The sequence below is a fragment of the Mycolicibacterium arenosum genome (assembly GCF_024320865.1).
In the GTDB taxonomy this organism is placed as follows: Bacteria; Actinomycetota; Actinomycetes; order Mycobacteriales; family Mycobacteriaceae; genus Mycobacterium; species Mycobacterium arenosum.
In genome coordinates this window covers 16,651-36,057 of record NZ_JANDBD010000011.1, presented here as the reverse complement: position 1 = coordinate 36,057, position 19,407 = coordinate 16,651, and the positions used below count along the sequence as shown (strand labels likewise).

Below are 19,407 nucleotides of genomic sequence, written 5' to 3'. Positions count from 1 at the left end.
CTCGAACACGTTCGCAGGGTTCATCTTTCGCGGTAGAAGAGGACCTCGCGAAATGTCCTCAGAACTATCTTGATGTCCAGCCAGAGCGACCAGTTCTCTATGTAGAAGTTGTCGTGCCGCGCCCGGTCCGCGATCGACGTATCCCCTCTGAGGCCGCTGACCTGGGCGAAACCGGTGAGTCCTACCTGCACCCGGTGACGGTGCGAGTATCTGTCGAACTGGGAGGAGAACTGCTCGACGAAGTGCGGCCGCTCCGGCCTCGGCCCGACCACCGTCATGTCGCCTCGCAGTATGTTCCAGAGCTGAGGCAGCTCGTCGATCGACGTGCAGCGCAGGAATCGACCGACCGGACCGACGCGTTCATCGGTCGATGCACCCCACTTCAGCTGTGCCTCAGGGTCATTTGACGGTCGCATCGATCGGAATTTCAACAGCTCGAAGTGCTTGCCATCGCGCCCAACCCTGACTTGCCGGAAGATGACCCCTGGCCCTCCCTCGATCCGCACCGCCAGCGCCGCCGCAGCCAACACGGGCAGCAAGATGATCAACGCCAGCACCGCGACTACGACGTCGAAACACCGTTTGATCAGCCTTGCCGGCCCGTGCAGATTGGGATTGCGAACCCTCATGATGGGAATGGAGCCGATGTGGTCGGCCATACCGGTCTGGGTGTGGAAATGATGCATGCGCGGAACGACGAATAGGTCCGTGTGTTGACACACCGCAGTGCGCACCGCGTCGATCAGCGCGCGTTCCTCGAAGTTTCCATCGGCCACCAGCAAGGTGTCCGCGCCTGTTGTCATCACCGCAGTGTCCAGATCGGAGAGCCGACCCAGGCGCGGTAGATATTCCGATGCCGGACAGTCGTGCCCGTCATCGACGAAGCCATCCAGGGTGGTTCCGTACTCGCGGTGATGGGCGAGGATTCTGGCCAACTCCGCGGCGAGCGGTCCCCCTCCGATGAGCACGGTGTGATGCCGCGTTATGCCACTTCGGCGACTCAGGGCGATGAGCCGGGTGGTGACGACGCGACCGATGATCACCAACACGACGGCCTGGCAGGCTGTTTGAAGGAAGATCAGCACCTCGCCCCTGGGGTACAGGTAGAGGATCCCGGCGGAGATCGCGGCAACGGCCGCCAGCAGGCGAGTGACGATGATCGGCAGTTCATCCAGGACACTGAGATGCAGGGGTGCGACGTATCGACCCCCTTCGGTCAGAAGAAGTGTCGCGAGCACGGCCATCGCCACTACTGCGTTGACCTGAGGTGGACGCCATGCAAGTGGCGCCACCATCAGTGCGAAGTCGACGACGGGGACGACCATCCACGCGCGGATGTGGCTGAGGAAGCCGGCGTTGACGCGCTTGTGATCGCCGAGACGGCGGGCCGTATCGGTCGCCTTGGGCAACGCCACCTGGTGTCTGTAGCCATCCAGCAGTACGAGGCGGTTCGGCACGCTCGGTGCCATCTTGAGCTGGTCAGCCAATCGCTTCCGGGGAGTAACCGTCGTGGTCGGGTCGATGACTTCGGTCATGACTCGGCCCCAAGCGCGAGTCCCGTTGCCATCGCACGCACACCAAGCTGCAGTGCCGACACCACGTCACCCCCGTAACCGCTCACGAACCACTTTGCCGATGGAATGGAGGTCCCAGCGTCGACCTCGTAATCACCGTGCGGCTGCGTTATCTTGCTGAGCTGGAACACTCATTCCCGTCCTTTATCAACCTGTGATCAGATTATTGACGGCGGCGACGGAGCGGAATCAGGTGATTCCCTATGCTTTTCGCTGCCGTACCCCCTCGTCACCGTCACGCTGCAGGTCAATGCGGCTTTTCGGGTCAGGGCGCTAGTTCACCGGGCTAGCCGAAAAGGGTTGCTGCGGTGTGACTATCGAAACAGACGCCGTTGGCAGTCCGGCCGCGCTGCTTGTGGCCGCGCGTTGGTTCCGACGTACGCCGCCACCGACCAGTCCGCGCAATACCGCTGGCTGTGATCGGATCGTCGCCTGTTCGCAATTTGCTGAAACATAGAAAGGCGGCCGTAGTCGCGTCCGGTGAGGTGCCGCACACGGAACCGCCGCAGTGCGACATCGAATAGCCCGATCGCGGCAGCGCGGCGGCCCGACGGCGATGGCACCCCGCCGAACTCGATCCGCCCCCGCTGCCGGATACTGACAGGCGATCAACTGGTGCGACGCCGCCCTTAGGTCCGAAAGGAGGCATTCACTCTGCACGTGCTATTCGTTTGCACTGGAAACATCTGCCGGTCGCCTCTGGCAGAGCGGCTGGCCGTGGCGTACAGCGCCCGTTCTCCCATTCCCAACTTCACGGTGTCGAGCGCAGGCACACGGGCGATGATCGGGCACCCGATTCACCACGAGGCGGCGGTCGTCCTCGAGGCCCTCGGCGGTCATCCGTCGAACTTCGCAGCACGACAGCTGAATTCGCGAATCGCGTCAGCTGCCGATCTCATTCTCACCATGACGATGGCGCAACGTGGTGCTGCCCTACAACTCGCCCCTCACCAACTACACCGAACCTTCACGCTGAGCGAAGCGGCTGAACTCGCGTCGGACGTCAACGTCCGAAATCTCTCAGACCTGGCGGCACACCGTCCACAAGTGGCCGACCACGAACTGTCCGATGTTCCCGACCCGATCGGCCAGAACTCCGAGTTCTTCGCCACGGTCGGTGTGCAGATCTCCAACCTTCTGCCGCCCGTACTCGAACTCTGCCGCAGGGCCTCGGCTCCCGCGACCGATTAGGAATTGAGTGCACCCCGTCCGAGCGCGTACACCTGCCAGCCGGCTTCCGACCAGAAGTCATAGTCGACGGCGTTTCGGGCGTCGAGCATCCGGGGCTCGCGAACCAGAGACAGGAACAGCCGCGGGTCGATGCTGCGGTACTCATCCCACTCCGTGGCTAGGACGATCAGATCGGTGTTGCGGCAGGCGTCGTCGATCGCGGAGCAATAGGTCAAGGTGGGGAACTGTCTACGTGCGTTGGGGATGGCCTTCGGGTCGTGCACCCGGACACTGGCGCCCTTCAGATGCATGGCGGCGGCAACGTTGAGGGCCGGGGAGTCCCGCACGTCATCGCTGTTGGGCTTGAACGCCGCGCCCAGTACGGCGATGTTCTTGCCCAGGAAGTTGCCGCCGAGCAGGGTGCCGGCGACGGTGACGACTTTGTCGCGCCTGCGCATGTTGATCTTGTCGATCTCACGCAGGAACGTCAGCGCGTCAGACGCCCCCAGCTCGCCCGCCCGCGCACTGAACGCGCGAATGTCCTTGGGCAGGCATCCGCCACCGAACCCGAGGCCGGCGCTGAGGAAGCGACGGCCGATCCGCGCGTCATAGCCCAGTGCCTCGCTGAGCGTTACGACGTCGGCATTGGCCACCTCGCATACCTCGGCCATCGCATTGATGAACGAGATTTTCGTGGCCAGAAAGGAGTTCGCGGCCACCTTGACCAGCTCCGCAGTCGCCAAGTCGGTGGTGATGTACGGCGTGCCGTCGTCGATGATCTTCGCGTAGACCTCCATCAAGGACTTCTCGGCATGCTGCGAGGTCACCCCGAAGACCAGCCGATCGGGATGAAGGTTGTCCCGCACGGCCAGGCCCTCGCGCAGAAACTCTGGGTTCCAGGCCAATTCGAGCCGAGACCCGTCGCGATTCAGCCTGTCGGCCAATCGTTGGGCCGTCCCGACGGGCACGGTCGACTTCCCGACGATCAGCCCGTCGCAGTCCGCCACGTCGGCGACCATCTGTACCGCAGCGTCGACGAAGTGCAGATCGGCGGCATCGGATCCCAACTGCTGCGGCGTCCCGACACAGATGAAATGCACTTTCGCGCCGCGAACGGCCTCCTCGGCGCTGCTGGTGAATCGCAGACGTCCCGTCGCAAGCGCGGATTCCAGCACCGCCCCGAATTCGGGTTCGAAGAAGGGCGAGACCCCACGCGACAACGAGTCCACCTTCGCCGAGTCGGTGTCGTATCCGACGACCTCGTGCCCGAGCCTGGTCATGCATGCGGCGTGGACGGCTCCGAGATAACCCGTCCCGATCACACTAATTCGCATGGATACACGTCGCCTTGACTACACGGCCGAAATGTTGTGATTCATGACTTGTCCCGGCTGATTGTCTCTTCGTCCTCTTCGTCACACTTGGCCTGGCTGGTCAGACCTCACAACGGCCCGTGCTCGCGCAGATTGCCTCGCACCACTCCAGGCGCTTCTCGCTCGTCTGACACCATGCGGGATTCTTGTCAATACTCTCGGCGGCCGTCAGATCCTTCTTCGCCTTGATGCCTTCTGGAGTCATCGCAGAGTTACCAGGCTTGCCCGGCGCGGCGACGTAATTGTTGCAGTTCAAGGAGAGTAGGTAGTCGTTTGGTCGTGTGTTGTCACCGCTCGCATCACGGAACGTCGACTTATGCCAACTGGTGACGATGCAGTCGCCCTTAGCGAGTTGGTTGCCGCTCACCGTGCTGACCACAGGTGTGCCGCGCCACCCGGTGATCTTCGCCGCCGCGTCGTCGTAACTTTGTCCATTCAACGGGTCAGCGGAAGCAACACCCGCCCCCAGCATCGTCACCGAAAGTAGCGCGGCGCCAACAGCACCCAGGATGCGCGTGAGAAAAGCTCCCATCAGGACCGTCCTATCGGCATCTACTGGACCACTAGGCACGTGCCACCGCATACCGCTCTCGGAGCGTCGGCAAGCTCGCGGTACGAATGTAGCCACATAGCGGTCGACCGGTAATCAGGTGATCCCCTACGGTTCTAGCGCTCATCACCCCTATGCCGGCCGCGCGGTGGGGCCGCCGGCGCCGCCACCCGATCCCCGGCATCGCTGGTCACGCAGCAAAAATTGACGTTTTAGATAGTTTAGATCGCGTTTGGGGACCGCCAGGGTTTGCCGAGTGCGATCATGGCGGCGTTGCCCGGGACTCGACAGGTCTGGAGGACAGCTCATGGCTGGAGGACTACTCGCCGAGCGTTCGGCCGAGTTGCGCTCGGTAACCGACTTCCTGACGTCGATCACCGAGCGCCCGTCCGGGCTGGTGATCGACGGCGAGGTGGGCATCGGCAAGACGACGCTGTGGTCGGCGGCGGTGCAGCGGGCTCAGGACCGTCGGTTTCGGGTCCTCACCGCTCGGGCAGGTGATGTCGAGTCGGGGTCGGCGTACGCAGTGATCGCCGAGCTGATCAACGACGTCGACTGCGGACCAGCCGACGCGTTGCCCGCCGTCCAGCGGCGGGCAATGGACCGAATGCGACGGCGGGAGCTGGGACGACGTTCTCCGGCCGAAGATCGGATCGTCGCGACGACGTTCCTGTCAATCCTCCACATCCTTGCGGCCGAATCCCCGGTGCTGGTCGCCATCGACGACGTGCAGTGGTTGGACGCCGCCAGCAAGAGTGTCATCGCGTTCGTCGCAAGACGACTCGACCGACGAATCGGCCTGTTGCTCACGGAGGGCTCTCGGCCCGACACCGGGGAGACGACCGCCTCCTGGCTGCGGCCGGCCGGAGAGGAGACCATCGCGCGACTCCGTCTGGGACCGTTGAGCGTTGGCGGCCTCCATACGCTGCTCTCCGACCGGTTGGGTTACCCCCTTCCTCGCCCGACGACGGTAGAAATCGCCGAACTCTCTCGCGGCAACCTGCACCACGCACTGGAGTTGGCGCGCGCAGCGGACATTCGGTCGCCGAGCAACCACCTGGGCCTGCCTGTCCCGTTGGCTGAACTGGTGCGTCACCGGATGGGACCGCTGCGGGGCGATGTCCGCGATGTATTGCTCGCCGCGGCATGTGCTTCCGACCCGACCGTCGGCCTGCTCGCGCAGGCGACCGGAAGCTCTGTCGAGCACACTGTCGAACTTCTCGAACCGCTCGAGGACAAGGGCATCATCGACATCCAAGGCAATCGGGTGCGATTCAGCCACCCGCTGCTCGCACGCGGTGTCTACGCCGACGCCGATTCGGCGTGTCGGCGCAGCATGCATCGAACGTTGGCCGACATCGAGTCGCAACCCGAACTGAGGGCCAGACATCTGGCGCTGTCGTCCATCGGCTCGGACCCGGCGACGCTGACGGCCTTGGATGCTGCCACGGATACGGCGTGCGCCCGCGGCGCTCCGGCCGCCGCCGCTGAACTGCTCGATCTGGCACGCCAGCTCGGTGGTGACACCCCCCAACGCCGGATCCGGGCGGCCGAATGCCATTTCCAGGTAGGTAATGCCGGACCTGCGCGCGCGATAATCGAGCCCTTGATCAGCCAGCTGCCGCCGAGCCCGCTCCGCGGGACGGTAGCCAACCTACTCGCAGAAATGTGTATGCACGACAACAGCTTTACCGGCGCAGTCGAGTTACTACGAGGCGCCGAGGATGACGCCGCTGCCGATCCGGCAGTGCTGGTGCGGACCTTCCTCCTGCGCTCGTTCGCTGAACTCAACACCGGGGAGTACGCCGATTCACTGCAGCACGCGCTGCATGCCGCCACGCTGGCGGGAGGGCTCGGCTTACCGGTCCTTGCCAGTCAAGCGCGCGCGAACAAGGTGAGCGTCGGTCTCGTATGCGGGCAGGGTGTCGACGAGCCCAGCTTGCAGGTTGCCCTGTCATCGGAAGATCCCGACGTCGACGTTGCACTCCCGTTCAGCGCCAGCGCCGTCAACGCGCTGACACTCGCCTGGACAGGACACCTTGAACAGGCCCGCGCTCAAATGCAGGTCGTAAGGAACCGCTACATCGAACGAAAAGCAAACAGTCACATCATGTTCGTCGATCTCCACAGCACCTTGATCGACGTCTGGCGGGCCGATTTCGCCGCGGCCACGCTTACTGCCGAGGACGCGATCGAGCGTGCCGAGCTGCTCGGTGGTGATCACAGGACGGTCATTGCCCACTCCGCCTCGGCGCTCGTCAGCGCCTACACCGGGCGCGAACGCGACGCCCGCGTCGATGCTCGTGCTGCGATTGATGGTGCGAACCGCTGCGGCTCAACGCGACTCGCGGACACGGCCGTCATGGCGCTCGGATTTCTCGACGTAACGCTCGGCAACTACGCCGAGGCGCTGACGCGTCTACAGCCACTGATCGCAGGGCTCAAGACCCTGCCTGGTCTTGAGCTTGGCACCGCGGCATTCATTCCGGATGCCGTCGAGGCGATGCTCGCACTGGGGAACCGCTCCGAAGCCGAACCACTGATCGACCTACTGGAACACAACGGCCGCCGCCTCGACCGACCGTGGATGCTGGCCGTAGGCGCACGCTGCCGCAGCATGTGGTGGTCCGCTCAGGGTGACGCCGAGGCCGCCACCTCCATGGCCCAGCAGGCCATGGTCGAACACGACCGGCTGCCCATGCCGTTCGAGCGTGCGCGCACCCAGCTGCTACTCGGCCAGCTCCTATACGGCCAGCACCTCGCGGAAGCCGCCACCGTTACCCTCCGCGAAGCGTTGCGGACGTTCGACCAAGCGGGAACGCCGTTATGGGCCAACCGTGCCCGCGAAGAGTTGGACCAACACCTGCGACTCACTCCGTCCGAACAAGGCGTCGCCGAACTGGCCGCGTCAGGCATGACCAACTACGACGTGGCTGCTCTGCTCGACATCAGCCCGAAGACCGTCGAAGCGAACCTGACCCGCATCTACCGCAAACTGGGCATCCGTTCACGCGCCGAACTCGGTAAACGAATGAGCCATTCGCGGCTTCTTTAGGCGGCCTTGTCGGCGCCCGCGGCGTCGCCGTCGGTCGTGCCGTCGGTCGCCGACGTGGTGCCGGTTTCGGTCGGGGTGTCCGTGCCCTCGGCACCCGCCGCCTCCTTGGCGTTGTCGGCCGCTTCCTGGCGCACCTTGTCGGCGGCCTCGGTGACCTTGTCGGCCGCCGCCTTCTCAGCGGCGTCCTTCTCGGCCTGCGCAGCGGCCTTATCGGCGGCCTCCTTCGCCGCAGCGGCTTCCTTCGCTGCAGCGGCCTTGTCGGCGGCCTCCTTCTCCGCAGCGGCCTCCTTCGCTGCAGCGGTGTCAGCGGCGTCCTTGGCGGCTTGCTCAGCGGCAGCCTGCTCGGCTGCAGCCTTGTCCGCGGCCTCCTTCGCAGCGGCCTCGGCCGCGACGTCGACATCGAGGGCCGGGGTGCCGGTGCCGGTCGGCTCCGCACTGAGCGTGGACACCGTCTGGTCCGCGTCCGGTACGTCCCCGAGGACTGCGGGCGCCGAGTCCGACGCCAGGCGGGAGAACGACGCCAGCGCACTGACGGCCTCGGGTGCCTGCGAGTCCGCCACGTCGAGCGACGCGCCGCCGTTCAACGCGTCCTGGACTCCCTGCACGATCGCCTGGACGAACTCCACCGAAAACGAGATCGGATTGAACGTGAACGGGTTGAACGGCAGGATCGAAAGATACTGCGGGATACCGGGATTCGTCACCCGGTCGTAGCCCAGATTCACCAGCAGCTTGGTGACGGGGTTCACCAGCGCGACGAGCGGTTTGACGATCGGGCTGAGCGCGGTGATGCCGAGCAAGGGCTGGAACAGCGGCAGCGCACCCTGCTGCGGAATCAGCACGAACGTCGCGTCCTGGTACGTCCGACGGTTGGCGAGATCGTTGATCGCCGCGGCGAGGCTGTCGTCGTCGTAGCCGTAGGGCATGACCTCGGTCGGCCCGTTGTCGTTGGGCACCAGGTAGTAGCCGTGCACGTACTCGAATGCAGCGACGGCGTTGAGCATCGCGAACGGGTTGCCCCAGTAACTCGGGGCGTCACCGACGGGGTCGTACTCGAACGAGTAGTTGGTGCTCGTGATTCCGATGTCGGTCGGCAGTTGCGGACCGAAGGTGATGTCCAGGAACGGGATCGTCGGCAGGAAGCCCAGCCGCGAGAAGAGCCCGCGCGGGTTGTTGATGTTGCCGATGGTGACGACGGTGATGCGGTCCTTCACGGCCTGGTCGAGGTCCGCGAGGTTGTACATCTCGCGGGTGACGACGGCGCCGCCCTGGGAGTAGCCGAAGACGATGACGTCTTCGGTGTTGGTGGGACTCTTGAACGGCGTCAGCGCACCGTCGAGGTTGGTCACGCCGGTGTCGACCGACACGTTCCACGTGTCGCAGGACAGGCCGGGACACCAGCCGTCGAATATCACGAACGGGAAGAACTCCGCCGGATAGTCGACGCCGTTGATACTGCAACCGTCCGTCGACGTGCATGCGACACCGGCCGGATTGATGAACCGGTTGGCCGCGTTGTTCCGATAGGGGGCGTCGGTCAGCACGTTGTGAGTGCCGGTGCCGGGGACGATCAGGGCCGTAGCCCCGAACGCGAGCGCCGCGGAGAACGCGGCGCCGATCGCGAGGGCCAGTGAGCCGAGAAAAGCGATGAATACGAGGGCTAGCGCCTTTGCTGACTTACGCATCCGTCAACGATCACATAACGGTCGCCGGGCGGTCGGCGGTTCGGTGAACTCGTTTCCTGTGAGTTCCGGCCGCGTGCGACGCCGGGTCGGGCCGGTGGCACGGCTCGAGACCGGCACGCTGCTAACTACCATGCGGCGTGCCCGCCGAGGTGTCCCGCAACCGCACCAAGCAAGTGCTACGGCAGGTCCGGTCCGTTTCGACGCGAATTGGGCAAGCCGCGCGCGGCGCCAGAAGTCGTACCCGCCAAACGATTAGCTAACACAGGTACATTGCGTGGTACGAACAGCCGAAAACCGCATGTCAGAACGTGATTGACGTGCGCGTTAGCAGCGTCTAAATTCTTAGCGGGTAGCTTTCATACTGAAGGCATTTTTCCGGGGGGAAATCACATGGCGAGCTCGAAGCTCAGTTCTGCTCTCATCCAGGCGTTCTTCGGCGGTCAGAACGATCGCACCGCGCTGCTGTCGGACTACGACGACGGCTGCCCGGTGTGCGATCACCCGTTCGGACACATGCCGCACATGTGCCTGTCATCGGGCAGTTCCATCGGTATCGCATCCTGATCGCGTTCCGTCACACGCTAACGACGTACGGGCGAGCCGACGGGGGTCGGCGTGAAGCCCGCCGGGGGGATTCATGTTCGAGGTTTTCACGGTCGTGCTCGCATTCGCAGCGTTCCTGGCGTTCGCCTGTGACTCGCGCGCCGACTCAGGGGTGCAGGAGGATTCCGCGGTCGCGCCACTGGTCGTCATCGACTTTCTCTAGGGCCGTCATCGAGTTCGGGTCGGTTGTCGGATTCAGGCGGCGTCGTTCGTCGAACCGGTAGAGAGTGGGACGCAGGGTCCCGCTCCCCTACCGGAGGTTCCTTCATGCACTACTTCGCGCTGCTGCTCGGACCCGAGGCGACAGGTGAACCCGACGCCGAGACCACCGCTGCAGTCATGACCGCCTACGTGAACTTTCACGCGGGGGCGGGAGCGGCGATCCGGGCGGGCGACGCGCTCGCGCCGGCCGCCACCGCCGTGAAGATCACCGGAGGGCCGGACGCGCCCGTCGTCACCGACGGGCCGTTCGCCGAAGGCGCCGAGGTGGCCGGCGGCTACTACGTCTTCGAAGCCGACGACCTCGACGAGGCTCTGGAGATCGCGCGCCGGATCTCGGCGTGCGCGTCCTGCGGTGTCGAGGTGTGGCCGATGATCCACTGGAGCGCTCCGACGGAGCCGGTCGGCGACGACTGGCTGGCCCTGCTGCTGGAGCCGCCCGAGGGTGCGCACGATCCCGACAGCCCGGAATGGGTCAGCGGCGCGGCCCAGCACGTCGAATTCGGCAAGGCCGCAGGCGATCACATCCTCGCGGGCGCGCCGCTGCACCCACCGAGCTCCGCGACGACGGTACGCGTGCGCGACGGCAAGAAACGCTTGACGCGGCTCTCGCCTCAGTCCTATTGCGGCGACATTGCATCGCTCACAATGTAATCGAGTCCGAGTACGCCTCAAACAAGCCGACCGGCGCGAACGATCCGGATCATGCTCTTACCCGTGACGGAACCAACGAACCAACTTGCTCCGGGCGAGTTGCTTCCGGACACAAGAGCCGGAACCAGATGGGCTACTACCTCATCGTTGACTGTAATTCGATTCGCCGCAATGGTGGCAGTCCAACCTGCCTTTCGGAGCGCGTCGCGCGCCTGCCCTATCATCGTCACACCTGCGACCACACTCGCGACCACGTCCACCGTCGACGTCATCAGTGGTATCCCGTTTACGGCAGTCTCCGCGGAATCGGCACCGACAGCCACAGTTGCGCCAGTCTCAGGTTCATCCCTCGTCATGTTGCACTCCCCCTGCTAGTTGCACGGCACTAGCCGAGGTCGAACCTATGCGATAGGAACTGTGGTCGAATCAGGGATTTCCCTATCTGCTCACGCATTCGCGACGGCAAACCATGTCGTGTGGCAGCCTTCGATTCGGCAGACCAAACCCCTACATCGCTTACTACATCTGTCGCTTTACTCGGCGCAACATGGCGAGGATGCCACGTGATTTTCGGAACCGAGCACATGCACCGTCCGCGCACAGAGAGCACTCTGAGCCGCGGCGAAAGTGTTGGTGGGCCGCCCGACTGTGTCCACATTGGCAGACGGCCGCGCTCACGTTAGAACCGTACGCTACCGCCGACGAAACGTAGGTAATCGCCTCTGCATGCGGCACGCAGTTTACGTGCACCCGCGACACCGCCGCCCAGCGACGCCCGGGTGGCGCACAGGTCCGTTTTGACGATGACCTCGGCAAGTCACCGCCTGCGGCAGCTCCATGAGCTAGCAAACCGGTGAGCCAAACCGTATCCAACCCCGGCATCAGCCGAACACCCATTGGCGTAGAAGCCAAGAACCGATACTCTGCACGTTGTTGAACTCGTTCAGGTGGGTGCCCCGGTGCGTTAGGGAGACGGCGAAGTAGGGGTACCAAGCCTGGACTGCTGGGGGGAGCAATTCTTGTGTTTAGCGTTGTCGCCATGTCTGCTCAAGGCCCAAGGCTCATCGATAGCGCTCGCACGCTGTCGTATTACGGCCACTGCTCGCATCGGACTCAGCCATCCGGATGTCGCTAGCGACCATTGTGAATAGGTTGGCCCCAGCGTCGCGACGTCAAGCCGGCGGGGGTGTAGTGTCCCCTCCGCCTCCGAATCGCATTGTGGCGCTGATCGCGCGGGTCCGGTCTGACTCACTTCTTCGCAACAGTGTCTTCATCATGGCGAGCACTATCGCCACATCGGCGCTCGGATATTTGTTCTGGCTGCTTGCGGCGCGCCTGTACGACGCGGCAACCGTTGGCCTGGTCGCAGCCCTCATCTCGGCGAGCACGGCGTTGGTGTTGATGGCGAGCCTCGGCGTCGGCGGCACGCTTATCCAAACACTGCCTGGACTGCCACGGTCGCGATGGACGTCCGCTCTGTGGACCGGAGCTGCCACCACTGCCGCATTCGTCCTTCCGTTGTCCATGGGTGTGGTTCTACTACTACCCCTCGTCTCGGACAACATGGACATACTGCGCAGTGCCCCATTCGCATGCCTCTTCGTAGTCGGCACCTTCTGCTTAGCGATAGGCGCAACCATTGACTACGCCTTTATCGCCGACCGATGCGCAAAGAACATGTTCTGGCGCAACACCTTGGCGGCAGTGTTAAAGGTTGCGCTGCTCGCAGGAGCAGGCTGGTCCGCCGCTCGTGAAGCGCTCAGTCTCACTACGGTATGGGCTCTATCGACACTCGCTGGGCTCATTTTGGGCTTGGCCCTCATTCGCCGCATTCATCGATTCGAAAAACCACCCCGCCCCAAGTCGCTCGCGCGAGTGGCCTTTCGGTTCCGGGCCGCAGTCACCGGACATCAGTTAATCGGCCTGGGTACCGGTGTGGTGCCCTATGCACTACCGGTGATAGTTACGACCAGGTTATCGGCAGTTGACAACGCTTACTTCTATACGACTTGGATGATCGCAGGACTCCTGTTCGTTGTCTCCGATGCCGTGTCGCAGTCGCTTTTCGCCGAGGGAGTGCACCGGAAAGGGACGGTATCGATCTACACATCCGCGGCGAGGCTCATCGGCGTCGTGCTCGCAATCGGGATCGGTTCAGTACTGATATTCGGTGAGCGTGTGCTGTCGACGTTCGGGACCGCTTATGCCTCGAACGGTCTTACCCTGCTGTACATTGCCGTCGCAGCCTCGGTGCCCGATGCCGTGACCAACGTCTACGTTGGCATCCTTCGAGTTCAGCGTCGACTTGCAGCGGCGGCAACGCTCAACCTAGCTATGGGAGCGTTAACCATTGGCATCGCTTGGTTTCTGTTGCCACAACTAGGTATTGAAGCTGTGGGGTGGTCGTTTCTGGCCGGCCAGGCTTTCGGCTGCGCCTATGTGATGATCGACAGTCTCATCCAAAGACGCTCCCAAAGGGCAACTATTGAGGAGAGTTCATGAGCGCCACCCATGACATCGCATCGGTTCTCGGCTCGCGACTACAAGACGACACAGAGTCGGTCCGGTCATCCCCGAAGGTAGACATGCCCCAGATCAATCTGATGCGGCTGCTGCCCATCCTTGCATGCTGCGTGGCGGGCCTTTGGCTACAGACTCTGGCCAACGACTCGAGCAGAGCCGGAAGCGGCAGCGTGCCTGAAGATCTCTTCTTCTGGGCGGGGCTATTACTGATCTTCGTGCCAGTGACGATCCGACTTCTGGCGACACGATTACATCGCATAGAGCGCCTCTGGCTGATCGTATCTCTGGGCATGGCCCTATACCTTGTGAAGGTGCTGTCCTCACCGGAGGCATTTACTGCGTTCGACGAGTTCATTCACGTGCGCAGTACCCAGGACATCCTCGACACGGACAGGCTCTTCGCACCAAACCCGCTGCTGCCGACGGCTTCCTATTATCCGGGCCTCCCCGCCCTCACCGCTGGGCTTGTGGCTCTCACCGGCCTTTCCGTCTTCGCATGTGGCCTAATCGTGATTGGTGTTGCGCGTGCAATCATCAGCTTCGCACTTTTCCTTGTAGCGGAACGTATTACGGGATCAGCACGCGCCGCCTCCGTTGCCAGTCTGCTGTACGCCGCCAATCCGATGTTCCTCTTCTGGAGCTCGCCGTTTGCTTACGAACACCTGGCACTCCCACTTGCCGCCTACGTCATCTGGTGGGTTGGGACGACGCGCGTGCGAACCTCCGCAATCTGCATCCTGTTGGCCGTGCTCGGAGTTGTAGCAGTGACCGTCACGCACCACGTTGTTGGTTTCGCGCTCGCTGCACTGCTTTCGGCGTGGTGGATCGCCGAGTTGATGAGTTCCGACCCCAGCAAGCCAGCTCGCCGACAAGTGGGCGCTTTAGCACTACTCGCGAGTATCGCCACCCCCGTGTGGTTTTTCGCTGTAGCAAGGCCCGCGGCCGACTATCTTCTAGCAGGAAATATGTACCCCGCGCTACGGGAGCTTGGCTTTTTACTTTCCGGAAAGAGTCCACCACGCGAACTCTATAAGAGCGGCGGATTCGCTCCGCCGTGGTGGGAACCGGTCGCTGGTTTCGCGGCGGTTGGAATCGTGGTGCTCGCGCTCATCCCAGCACTTCTCGTCGCCTGGAACTGGCGCCATCGCGCTGCCGTCGTAGTTGCCGCCCTCTTTGCAGCAGCTTTCCCTCTCAGCCTCATCCCGAGATTAACGACTTTCGGCGTGGCAGTATCAGGCCGTACGTCAGAATATCTATACGCCGCGGTCGGATGCGTCATCGGTCTCCTTTTTGCATCAATGCCAGTAAGTTCGAGCGCGCAGAGAGGGGCAGTCCGTCAGTTCACGCTTCGAGCCCGTGAATGGTGGACTGGTCAACAGGGGGCAGTATGGGTAACAGTCGTTTCGCTCATACTTCTCACAGTTGTATTCGTCGGCAATGTCGTGGTGGGAAAGCCGTTCTATCAGCGCCTTCCCGAAGGACCGGTCGTTCAGGGGTACGAGTGGTCAGTGCAACCGGATGTCATCGCCGCAGCACAGTGGGCACGCGACAACCTCGGCGCTAACCAGAAATTTGGCGCAAATGCAATAGATGCCCTCGCGCTGGGGACGTACGGGATGCAGGATGTTGTGGACCGAACACAGATCTGGCACATATTCTTCGCCGAAAACATGAATCGAGACGTCCACGACGACATCAGGAAGTACCAACTCGAGTTCATACTCATCAACTGGCGAATGACCCACGGTGTCCCCTTAACGCCGGGATTCTATTTTGATGCCTATGAGCCAGGCGCGGGCGAATACACACATGCCTTTCCAATTCGAGCTCTCGAGAAGTTCATGACGGACCCATGCGTGCAATCGGTCTACGCATCAGGTGCAGTCCAAATTGTCGACGTAACTAAGATTGAGGACGGTACCTGCTTGTGAACGGCGCTAGACGGCAGAACCGAGATCATCGCCCAAGTGGGGCCATCCTCATCGGCCTAGCATCCATCTCATGCCTAACAGTCCTGATATCTTTTAGCAGCGGCGGTGCCGAAAACGTCTGGACGGCGGTCGGCTATGCAATCATTGGGCTGCTTATGACTTTCGTAGTCCCAGGTGCAGCAATTATCGAATGTCTGGGACATCCTTCTGATGCCGCTGGCAGGTTGCTAGCAGCAGTAAGCGCAAGTACGGTGATCGCGCTCTGCACAGCAGTTCTTCTGGCGGCTTTACCACTCGGGCTCTCCCGCTTGAGCTTCGGAATCTCCACCGGCGTTATCACGATTGCGATCTGCGTGGCGGGCGCGCTAGTGGCGCGTCGGCCGGCTCAGCACACAACAGGACGTTCATCACGCACATCGCCAGCGCGGTCTTGACTAGATCAACTCGAGTCGACTCAGTCGTCAACGTGATCGAGCACGGCGACCGCGGGGTCGCCTGCGAATACTCCGAAGTTCGGATCTCCGTCGGGCTGTACATATTGCGGCCCGGCCACCCAACACCAAATCAACTCTCCGACAACTCCTGCTGCAGCCTGACCGCTTATCTTCGATCTAAGCATCGCCGCTCGCTCGGGGAGCATCGCATCGCTACTCGCAGAGATTCCGATCTCGGCCACCATTGTAGGTCGACCAATAGAACGGCACGCTTCCATAGCACTCAGCAAATTTGGCGGTTCCGGTCTGCCAAGAGGCCTCTCGGGAAAGCCGTAGTCGTGGTAATCACACACATCGTTGCCGATGGTCGACATCACCTTGCCGTAGTCTTCGTTCTCTGCGCCGCAGTATTGCCGCCCGGTACCGTTGAAGCCAGCAATGACTCCAAGACTAAACAGGTGATTCTTGTCGGCGCCCCGGGCGACCGACCCGATGTCGTTCGAGAACGCAGTCAGTGCCTGAGCGGCCGCGGCCTCGTCGCAACTTCCGTCAGCGCCAGGCGCCTCACCTTCGTTGATGAACTGCCACATAGCAATTGTCGAATTGCTTGCGTAACGTTTGACAACCTCGGAGACGTAGTCGCGGTAGGTATTCAGGTCTCCTGGCCCAACCAACGACCTATACCCCTCGGTGTACCAGGCGAGATCCTTCGCCGGGCCATCGCAGTACGCGTGCTGATTGGCAAGAACAGGTATGACGCGGTGTCCGTAAGCGGCGGCAACGGCAAGCACTCGGTCGAACTCAGTCCAGTCGAATGTATTCCCGTCAACGAAGAAACCCTGGAAAGCCCAGAACCGAATGACACTACCGCGAGGCAGACTGTAGAACGCGCGTTGCAAATCCACAGTTCCGCCGCACGATCCCGCACTCGCCGCCATGTAGACGTTCATGCCGGTGAACCGATAGTCATCTTCGCCGACGACCAGCTTGGTGCCATCTCGGCCAACGAACTGGCGATCGGGTGTTGCGGCGCCCGACGATACGACGAACGCCCCGACGATGAGGCCTGTGGCCAACAGCGCGAACAAAACAATCACGATGTGCCGGCTGATATTGAACTGGCCCGCAGCGGGCGCATGCCGTGGCATGAGCTGGACTCTCCCCCACCCAATCAAAAGATCCCCCGAATAATCGAAGCAATTGTCTCACATGCCAGTTGCGCGATCTCGCTCGAACAGGGTCACGGCAGCGCCGGAGGGACATTATCGTGGTCGCAGTGGCGAAATCGCCTCCACCGGAAAGCAATCGGCGATGCGGCGGTAGGCCGCGATCCCAACTACACCGAGGCCACCGGGGCTGAAGCGTGAGAATCCTTCAAGTCAGCGGGCTCGGATACCCTGCCGGCGGAATCGAGGCCGAGCTTGTGACCATGAGGGAAACCCTTCGCACGATGGGCCATAGCGTCCGCACTATAACCAGCGATGCAGGCCCTCGGCACACCCTGTTTAGCGACGACCTGTTTCCTGCTCCCCGTAACGTGTTTGAACAGGTCGTTGATCGCACGTGGAACGCGAAGTCCTCCAGATTGGTGCGACGAATCTGCAGAGATTTCGCACCTGACATTGTCACTTTCCACTCGATGTACCTTCCGAGTGCCTCAGCCCTCCATGCTGCCAGAGATTTTCGCCAAGTGCTGTTCGTACACGGTCCGGAGTACTACACGAAGTGGCTGCTACCGCGAATCATGCTGCCCTCCCAATACAAGGTGGGTCCCGAGGACCCGTCACAACTTACATTGGCGGGGCACGCGCACTACTTGTATCTGCGCTACTGCATTCGTCCGCTCTTCATGGCCGAAATCAGACGGGTGCCCAACGTGTTGGCCTTTAGTAGGAACACCCAAAAGATGTTGGCCTTGGAGGGTGTGCCTAGCCATCACATTCCGAACGGGGTATTACTCCTCGATCGGAAAGAAAGACGCAAGCCAGGGTGTGCTCTGGGTTTTGTGGGACGTTTGGTCGAAGATAAGGGAATCGACTACATCATTGATGCGTTCGCATTCGCCGCCCGGTCCAACGACGACATCACGCTGTACATCGCAGGTCGTGGCACCCATAGTTACGAGACTCACTTGAACCGTAAGGTATCCGACCTCGGAATCGCGAACCGCGTAGCCTTTGTTGGTCACCTCGATCGGGCGGGACTACGCGACTTCTATGAGAAAGTGGACCTGCTGCTTATGGCCTCCTATCACGAAGCATTTGGAATGGTGGGAGTCGAGGCGTTGAGTACCGGAACTCCCGTGCTTGCACCGTGCGTAGGCGGCATAAGCGAGTGGCTCGAACCCGGAGTGAACGGCGACTTCATCTCACTCGACGACGCGAAGCAGTTGGGACGACAAATCTGTAATCTGCTCGCTGACGGGGAGTCGATGATTCGCATGAGCGGCGCTGCGGTGTCAAGCGCCCGCAAGTTCGATATGACATCTCATGTCAGAGAGATAGCCAGCTACCTCGAGAACATCGTTCGAGAACGATGACTAAACAGCCGATCGATCAGCAACATCGTGATAAACACGTAGAAGCGCTTCTGCGCATTCGTCCCAGGTTGTTAAAAAACTTCCCTGCGGGGGCGACATCTCTGCAACTGCGATCACCGCGTCCGCCGTCGCCTCGGGCGATGATCGGAGTGGAATCGTCGATGCCAAACCGACCCGTCCCAGCTCCGAGAGTCCGGACGTATCGGCGACGAGCGCGTTCGTTCCAGCGCCGACGGCTTCCATCACGGAAACTGGATGCGCTTCGTACTCACTCAGTAGACACATGACGTTGGCGTCTGAAATCAGCTTGCCCATCTGCGGCCGGCGGTCGGGACCGAAAGCACAAACGGATACCCGATCGTCGACGCCGAGTTCTGTCGCCAATTCGCGTAAGGCCGATTCGTATTGCCCACTGCCGACCAACACAAGCCGCGCATTCGGCCGACGCTGCAGAATTGCTGGCATCGCCGCAAGTACTCGGTGGTGACCCTTATATCGTTCCAGCCTGCCAACGGACACCATCAGTGGATCCCCAGACGGCGATTGCCATGCAGAGTCCACAGGCAAGGGGTCCGCTCCGTTCCGAATGAGCCGTATAGATTCTGGCGCTCTGTTCAATACTGAAGCGAATGCGGCTCTCTCGAAATCAGACACGGCGATCAAAGCATCAGCGCGATTCAATAGGGGCGCGAAACACCTCCACTGCATACTTCGCAGGCGCCCTCTCAGCTTATTGGAGTGTCCCCCGCTGTGAAAGGTAAGCAGAGTAGGTACGCCTGCTCTCTGGGCAACAGCCAATGCAACCGGCGGAACAAGGGTATGGACGCCTTGCACGTGGACAAGGTCGAATTCTTCCGGCCTAAAGCCCCGCGCGAGCGCCGGTGAAATATAGTAGTCGCGCTTCGGCGGATATGCCCTGTACCGCTCTACGCGATATCCATCGGCGGTATCGCGCGCTGGCAGCGCATTCGACCTATCCGTCGTCACGACCGTTACTTCGGTACCATCGTCCACGATGCGTCGAGCGACTTCGTGGATATGCGTCTCAACTCCCCCGAGAGATGGTCGTGCGTATGCTGAAACCATCGCGACCCGGA

13 protein-coding genes and 1 pseudogene are annotated in these 19,407 nt (G+C 62.0%); 8 read left to right on the top strand and 6 right to left on the bottom strand.

The window, feature by feature from the left end; genetic code table 11:
- Positions 1 to 20 precede the first annotated feature (20 nt).
- On the bottom strand, positions 21 to 1,535 hold the full coding sequence (locus NM203_RS24265; protein WP_255063114.1) for a sugar transferase: 1,515 nt from the start codon (positions 1,533 to 1,535) through the stop codon (positions 21 to 23).
- Positions 1,536 to 2,234: 699 nt separating this feature from the next.
- Here NM203_RS24265 and NM203_RS33560 point away from each other — a divergent pair.
- Together NM203_RS33560 and NM203_RS33555 are read left to right on the top strand one after the other, a co-directional pair.
- A pseudogene (locus NM203_RS33560) lies at positions 2,235 to 2,543 on the top strand (arsenate reductase/protein-tyrosine-phosphatase family protein); the annotation flags it as partial.
- A gap of 78 nt (positions 2,544 to 2,621) precedes the next feature.
- A complete protein-coding gene (locus tag NM203_RS33555; protein ID WP_408633410.1) occupies positions 2,622 to 2,765 on the top strand; it encodes a hypothetical protein in 144 nt (47 codons plus the stop codon).
- Here NM203_RS33555 and NM203_RS24255 read toward each other — a convergent pair.
- Both NM203_RS24255 and NM203_RS24250 read right to left on the bottom strand, forming a co-directional pair.
- A complete protein-coding gene (locus NM203_RS24255) occupies positions 2,762 to 4,078 on the bottom strand; it encodes a UDP-glucose dehydrogenase family protein (RefSeq protein ID WP_255063113.1) in 1,317 nt (438 codons plus the stop codon). The two genes, NM203_RS33555 and NM203_RS24255, sit on opposite strands and share 4 nt — an antisense overlap.
- Positions 4,079 to 4,178: 100 nt before the next feature.
- Positions 4,179 to 4,649, bottom strand: a complete 471-nt coding sequence (locus NM203_RS24250; RefSeq protein WP_255063110.1) for a hypothetical protein — start codon at positions 4,647 to 4,649, stop codon at positions 4,179 to 4,181.
- A 325-nt stretch (positions 4,650 to 4,974) separates the two neighbouring features.
- On the opposite strand from NM203_RS24250, the gene NM203_RS24245 reads away from it, so the two are divergent.
- Complete coding sequence (locus tag NM203_RS24245) at positions 4,975 to 7,722, top strand: helix-turn-helix transcriptional regulator (protein WP_255063108.1); 2,748 nt, start codon at positions 4,975 to 4,977, stop codon at positions 7,720 to 7,722.
- Here NM203_RS24245 and NM203_RS24240 read toward each other — a convergent pair.
- Entirely contained in the window at positions 7,719 to 9,407 is a 1,689-nt protein-coding gene (locus NM203_RS24240) for a PE-PPE domain-containing protein (RefSeq protein WP_255063107.1), read from the bottom strand. The two genes, NM203_RS24245 and NM203_RS24240, sit on opposite strands and share 4 nt — an antisense overlap.
- Before the next feature lie 390 nt (positions 9,408 to 9,797).
- On the opposite strand from NM203_RS24240, the gene NM203_RS24235 reads away from it, so the two are divergent.
- From NM203_RS24235 to NM203_RS24220, 4 genes are all read left to right on the top strand, one after another.
- A complete protein-coding gene (locus NM203_RS24235; RefSeq protein WP_255063106.1) occupies positions 9,798 to 9,971 on the top strand; it encodes a hypothetical protein in 174 nt (57 codons plus the stop codon).
- Between the two features lie 306 nt (positions 9,972 to 10,277).
- The gene (locus NM203_RS24230; protein ID WP_255063104.1) at positions 10,278 to 10,883 is read left to right on the top strand and encodes a YciI family protein; all 606 of its coding nucleotides are present in this window, start codon (positions 10,278 to 10,280) and stop codon (positions 10,881 to 10,883) included.
- Between the two features lie 1,125 nt (positions 10,884 to 12,008).
- Complete coding sequence (locus NM203_RS24225; protein WP_255063102.1) at positions 12,009 to 13,385, top strand: lipopolysaccharide biosynthesis protein; 1,377 nt, start codon at positions 12,009 to 12,011, stop codon at positions 13,383 to 13,385.
- Entirely contained in the window at positions 13,382 to 15,337 is a 1,956-nt protein-coding gene (locus NM203_RS24220) for a hypothetical protein (protein ID WP_255063100.1), read from the top strand. The genes NM203_RS24225 and NM203_RS24220 overlap by 4 nt, the downstream gene beginning before the upstream one ends.
- A 454-nt stretch (positions 15,338 to 15,791) precedes the next feature.
- Here NM203_RS24220 and NM203_RS24215 read toward each other — a convergent pair whose 3' ends face one another.
- Positions 15,792 to 16,919 carry an alpha-amylase family protein gene (locus NM203_RS24215; RefSeq protein WP_255063098.1) on the bottom strand — a complete coding sequence of 376 codons (1,128 nt, stop codon included), beginning with the start codon at positions 16,917 to 16,919 and terminating at the stop codon, positions 15,792 to 15,794.
- Between the two features lie 215 nt (positions 16,920 to 17,134).
- On the opposite strand from NM203_RS24215, the gene NM203_RS33380 reads away from it, so the two are divergent.
- Positions 17,135 to 18,310 (top strand): glycosyltransferase family 4 protein, encoded by a 1,176-nt coding sequence (locus NM203_RS33380; protein ID WP_255063096.1) that lies wholly within the window; start codon positions 17,135 to 17,137, stop codon positions 18,308 to 18,310.
- Here the strand turns inward: NM203_RS33380 and NM203_RS24205 are convergent, their stop codons facing one another.
- Positions 18,311 to 19,396 (bottom strand): glycosyltransferase family 4 protein, encoded by a 1,086-nt coding sequence (locus NM203_RS24205; protein WP_255063094.1) that lies wholly within the window; start codon positions 19,394 to 19,396, stop codon positions 18,311 to 18,313.
- Positions 19,397 to 19,407: the final 11 nt, after the last annotated feature.

What these genes read in the sequence shown, in the direction of transcription:
- NM203_RS24265 (WP_255063114.1), bottom strand. Translation starts at nt 1,535, where the DNA reads ATGACCGAAGTCATCGACCCGACCACGACGGTTACTCCCCGGAAGCGA.
- NM203_RS24255 (WP_255063113.1), bottom strand. Translation starts at nt 4,078, where the DNA reads ATGCGAATTAGTGTGATCGGGACGGGTTATCTCGGAGCCGTCCACGCC.
- NM203_RS24250 (WP_255063110.1), bottom strand. Translation starts at nt 4,649, where the DNA reads ATGGGAGCTTTTCTCACGCGCATCCTGGGTGCTGTTGGCGCCGCGCTA.
- NM203_RS24245 (WP_255063108.1), top strand. Translation starts at nt 4,975, where the DNA reads ATGGCTGGAGGACTACTCGCCGAGCGTTCGGCCGAGTTGCGCTCGGTA.
- NM203_RS24240 (WP_255063107.1), bottom strand. Translation starts at nt 9,407, where the DNA reads ATGCGTAAGTCAGCAAAGGCGCTAGCCCTCGTATTCATCGCTTTTCTC.
- NM203_RS24235 (WP_255063106.1), top strand. Translation starts at nt 9,798, where the DNA reads ATGGCGAGCTCGAAGCTCAGTTCTGCTCTCATCCAGGCGTTCTTCGGC.
- NM203_RS24230 (WP_255063104.1), top strand. Translation starts at nt 10,278, where the DNA reads ATGCACTACTTCGCGCTGCTGCTCGGACCCGAGGCGACAGGTGAACCC.
- NM203_RS24225 (WP_255063102.1), top strand. Translation starts at nt 12,009, where the DNA reads ATGTCGCTAGCGACCATTGTGAATAGGTTGGCCCCAGCGTCGCGACGT.
- NM203_RS24220 (WP_255063100.1), top strand. Translation starts at nt 13,382, where the DNA reads ATGAGCGCCACCCATGACATCGCATCGGTTCTCGGCTCGCGACTACAA.
- NM203_RS24215 (WP_255063098.1), bottom strand. Translation starts at nt 16,919, where the DNA reads ATGCCACGGCATGCGCCCGCTGCGGGCCAGTTCAATATCAGCCGGCAC.
- NM203_RS24205 (WP_255063094.1), bottom strand. Translation starts at nt 19,396, where the DNA reads ATGGTTTCAGCATACGCACGACCATCTCTCGGGGGAGTTGAGACGCAT.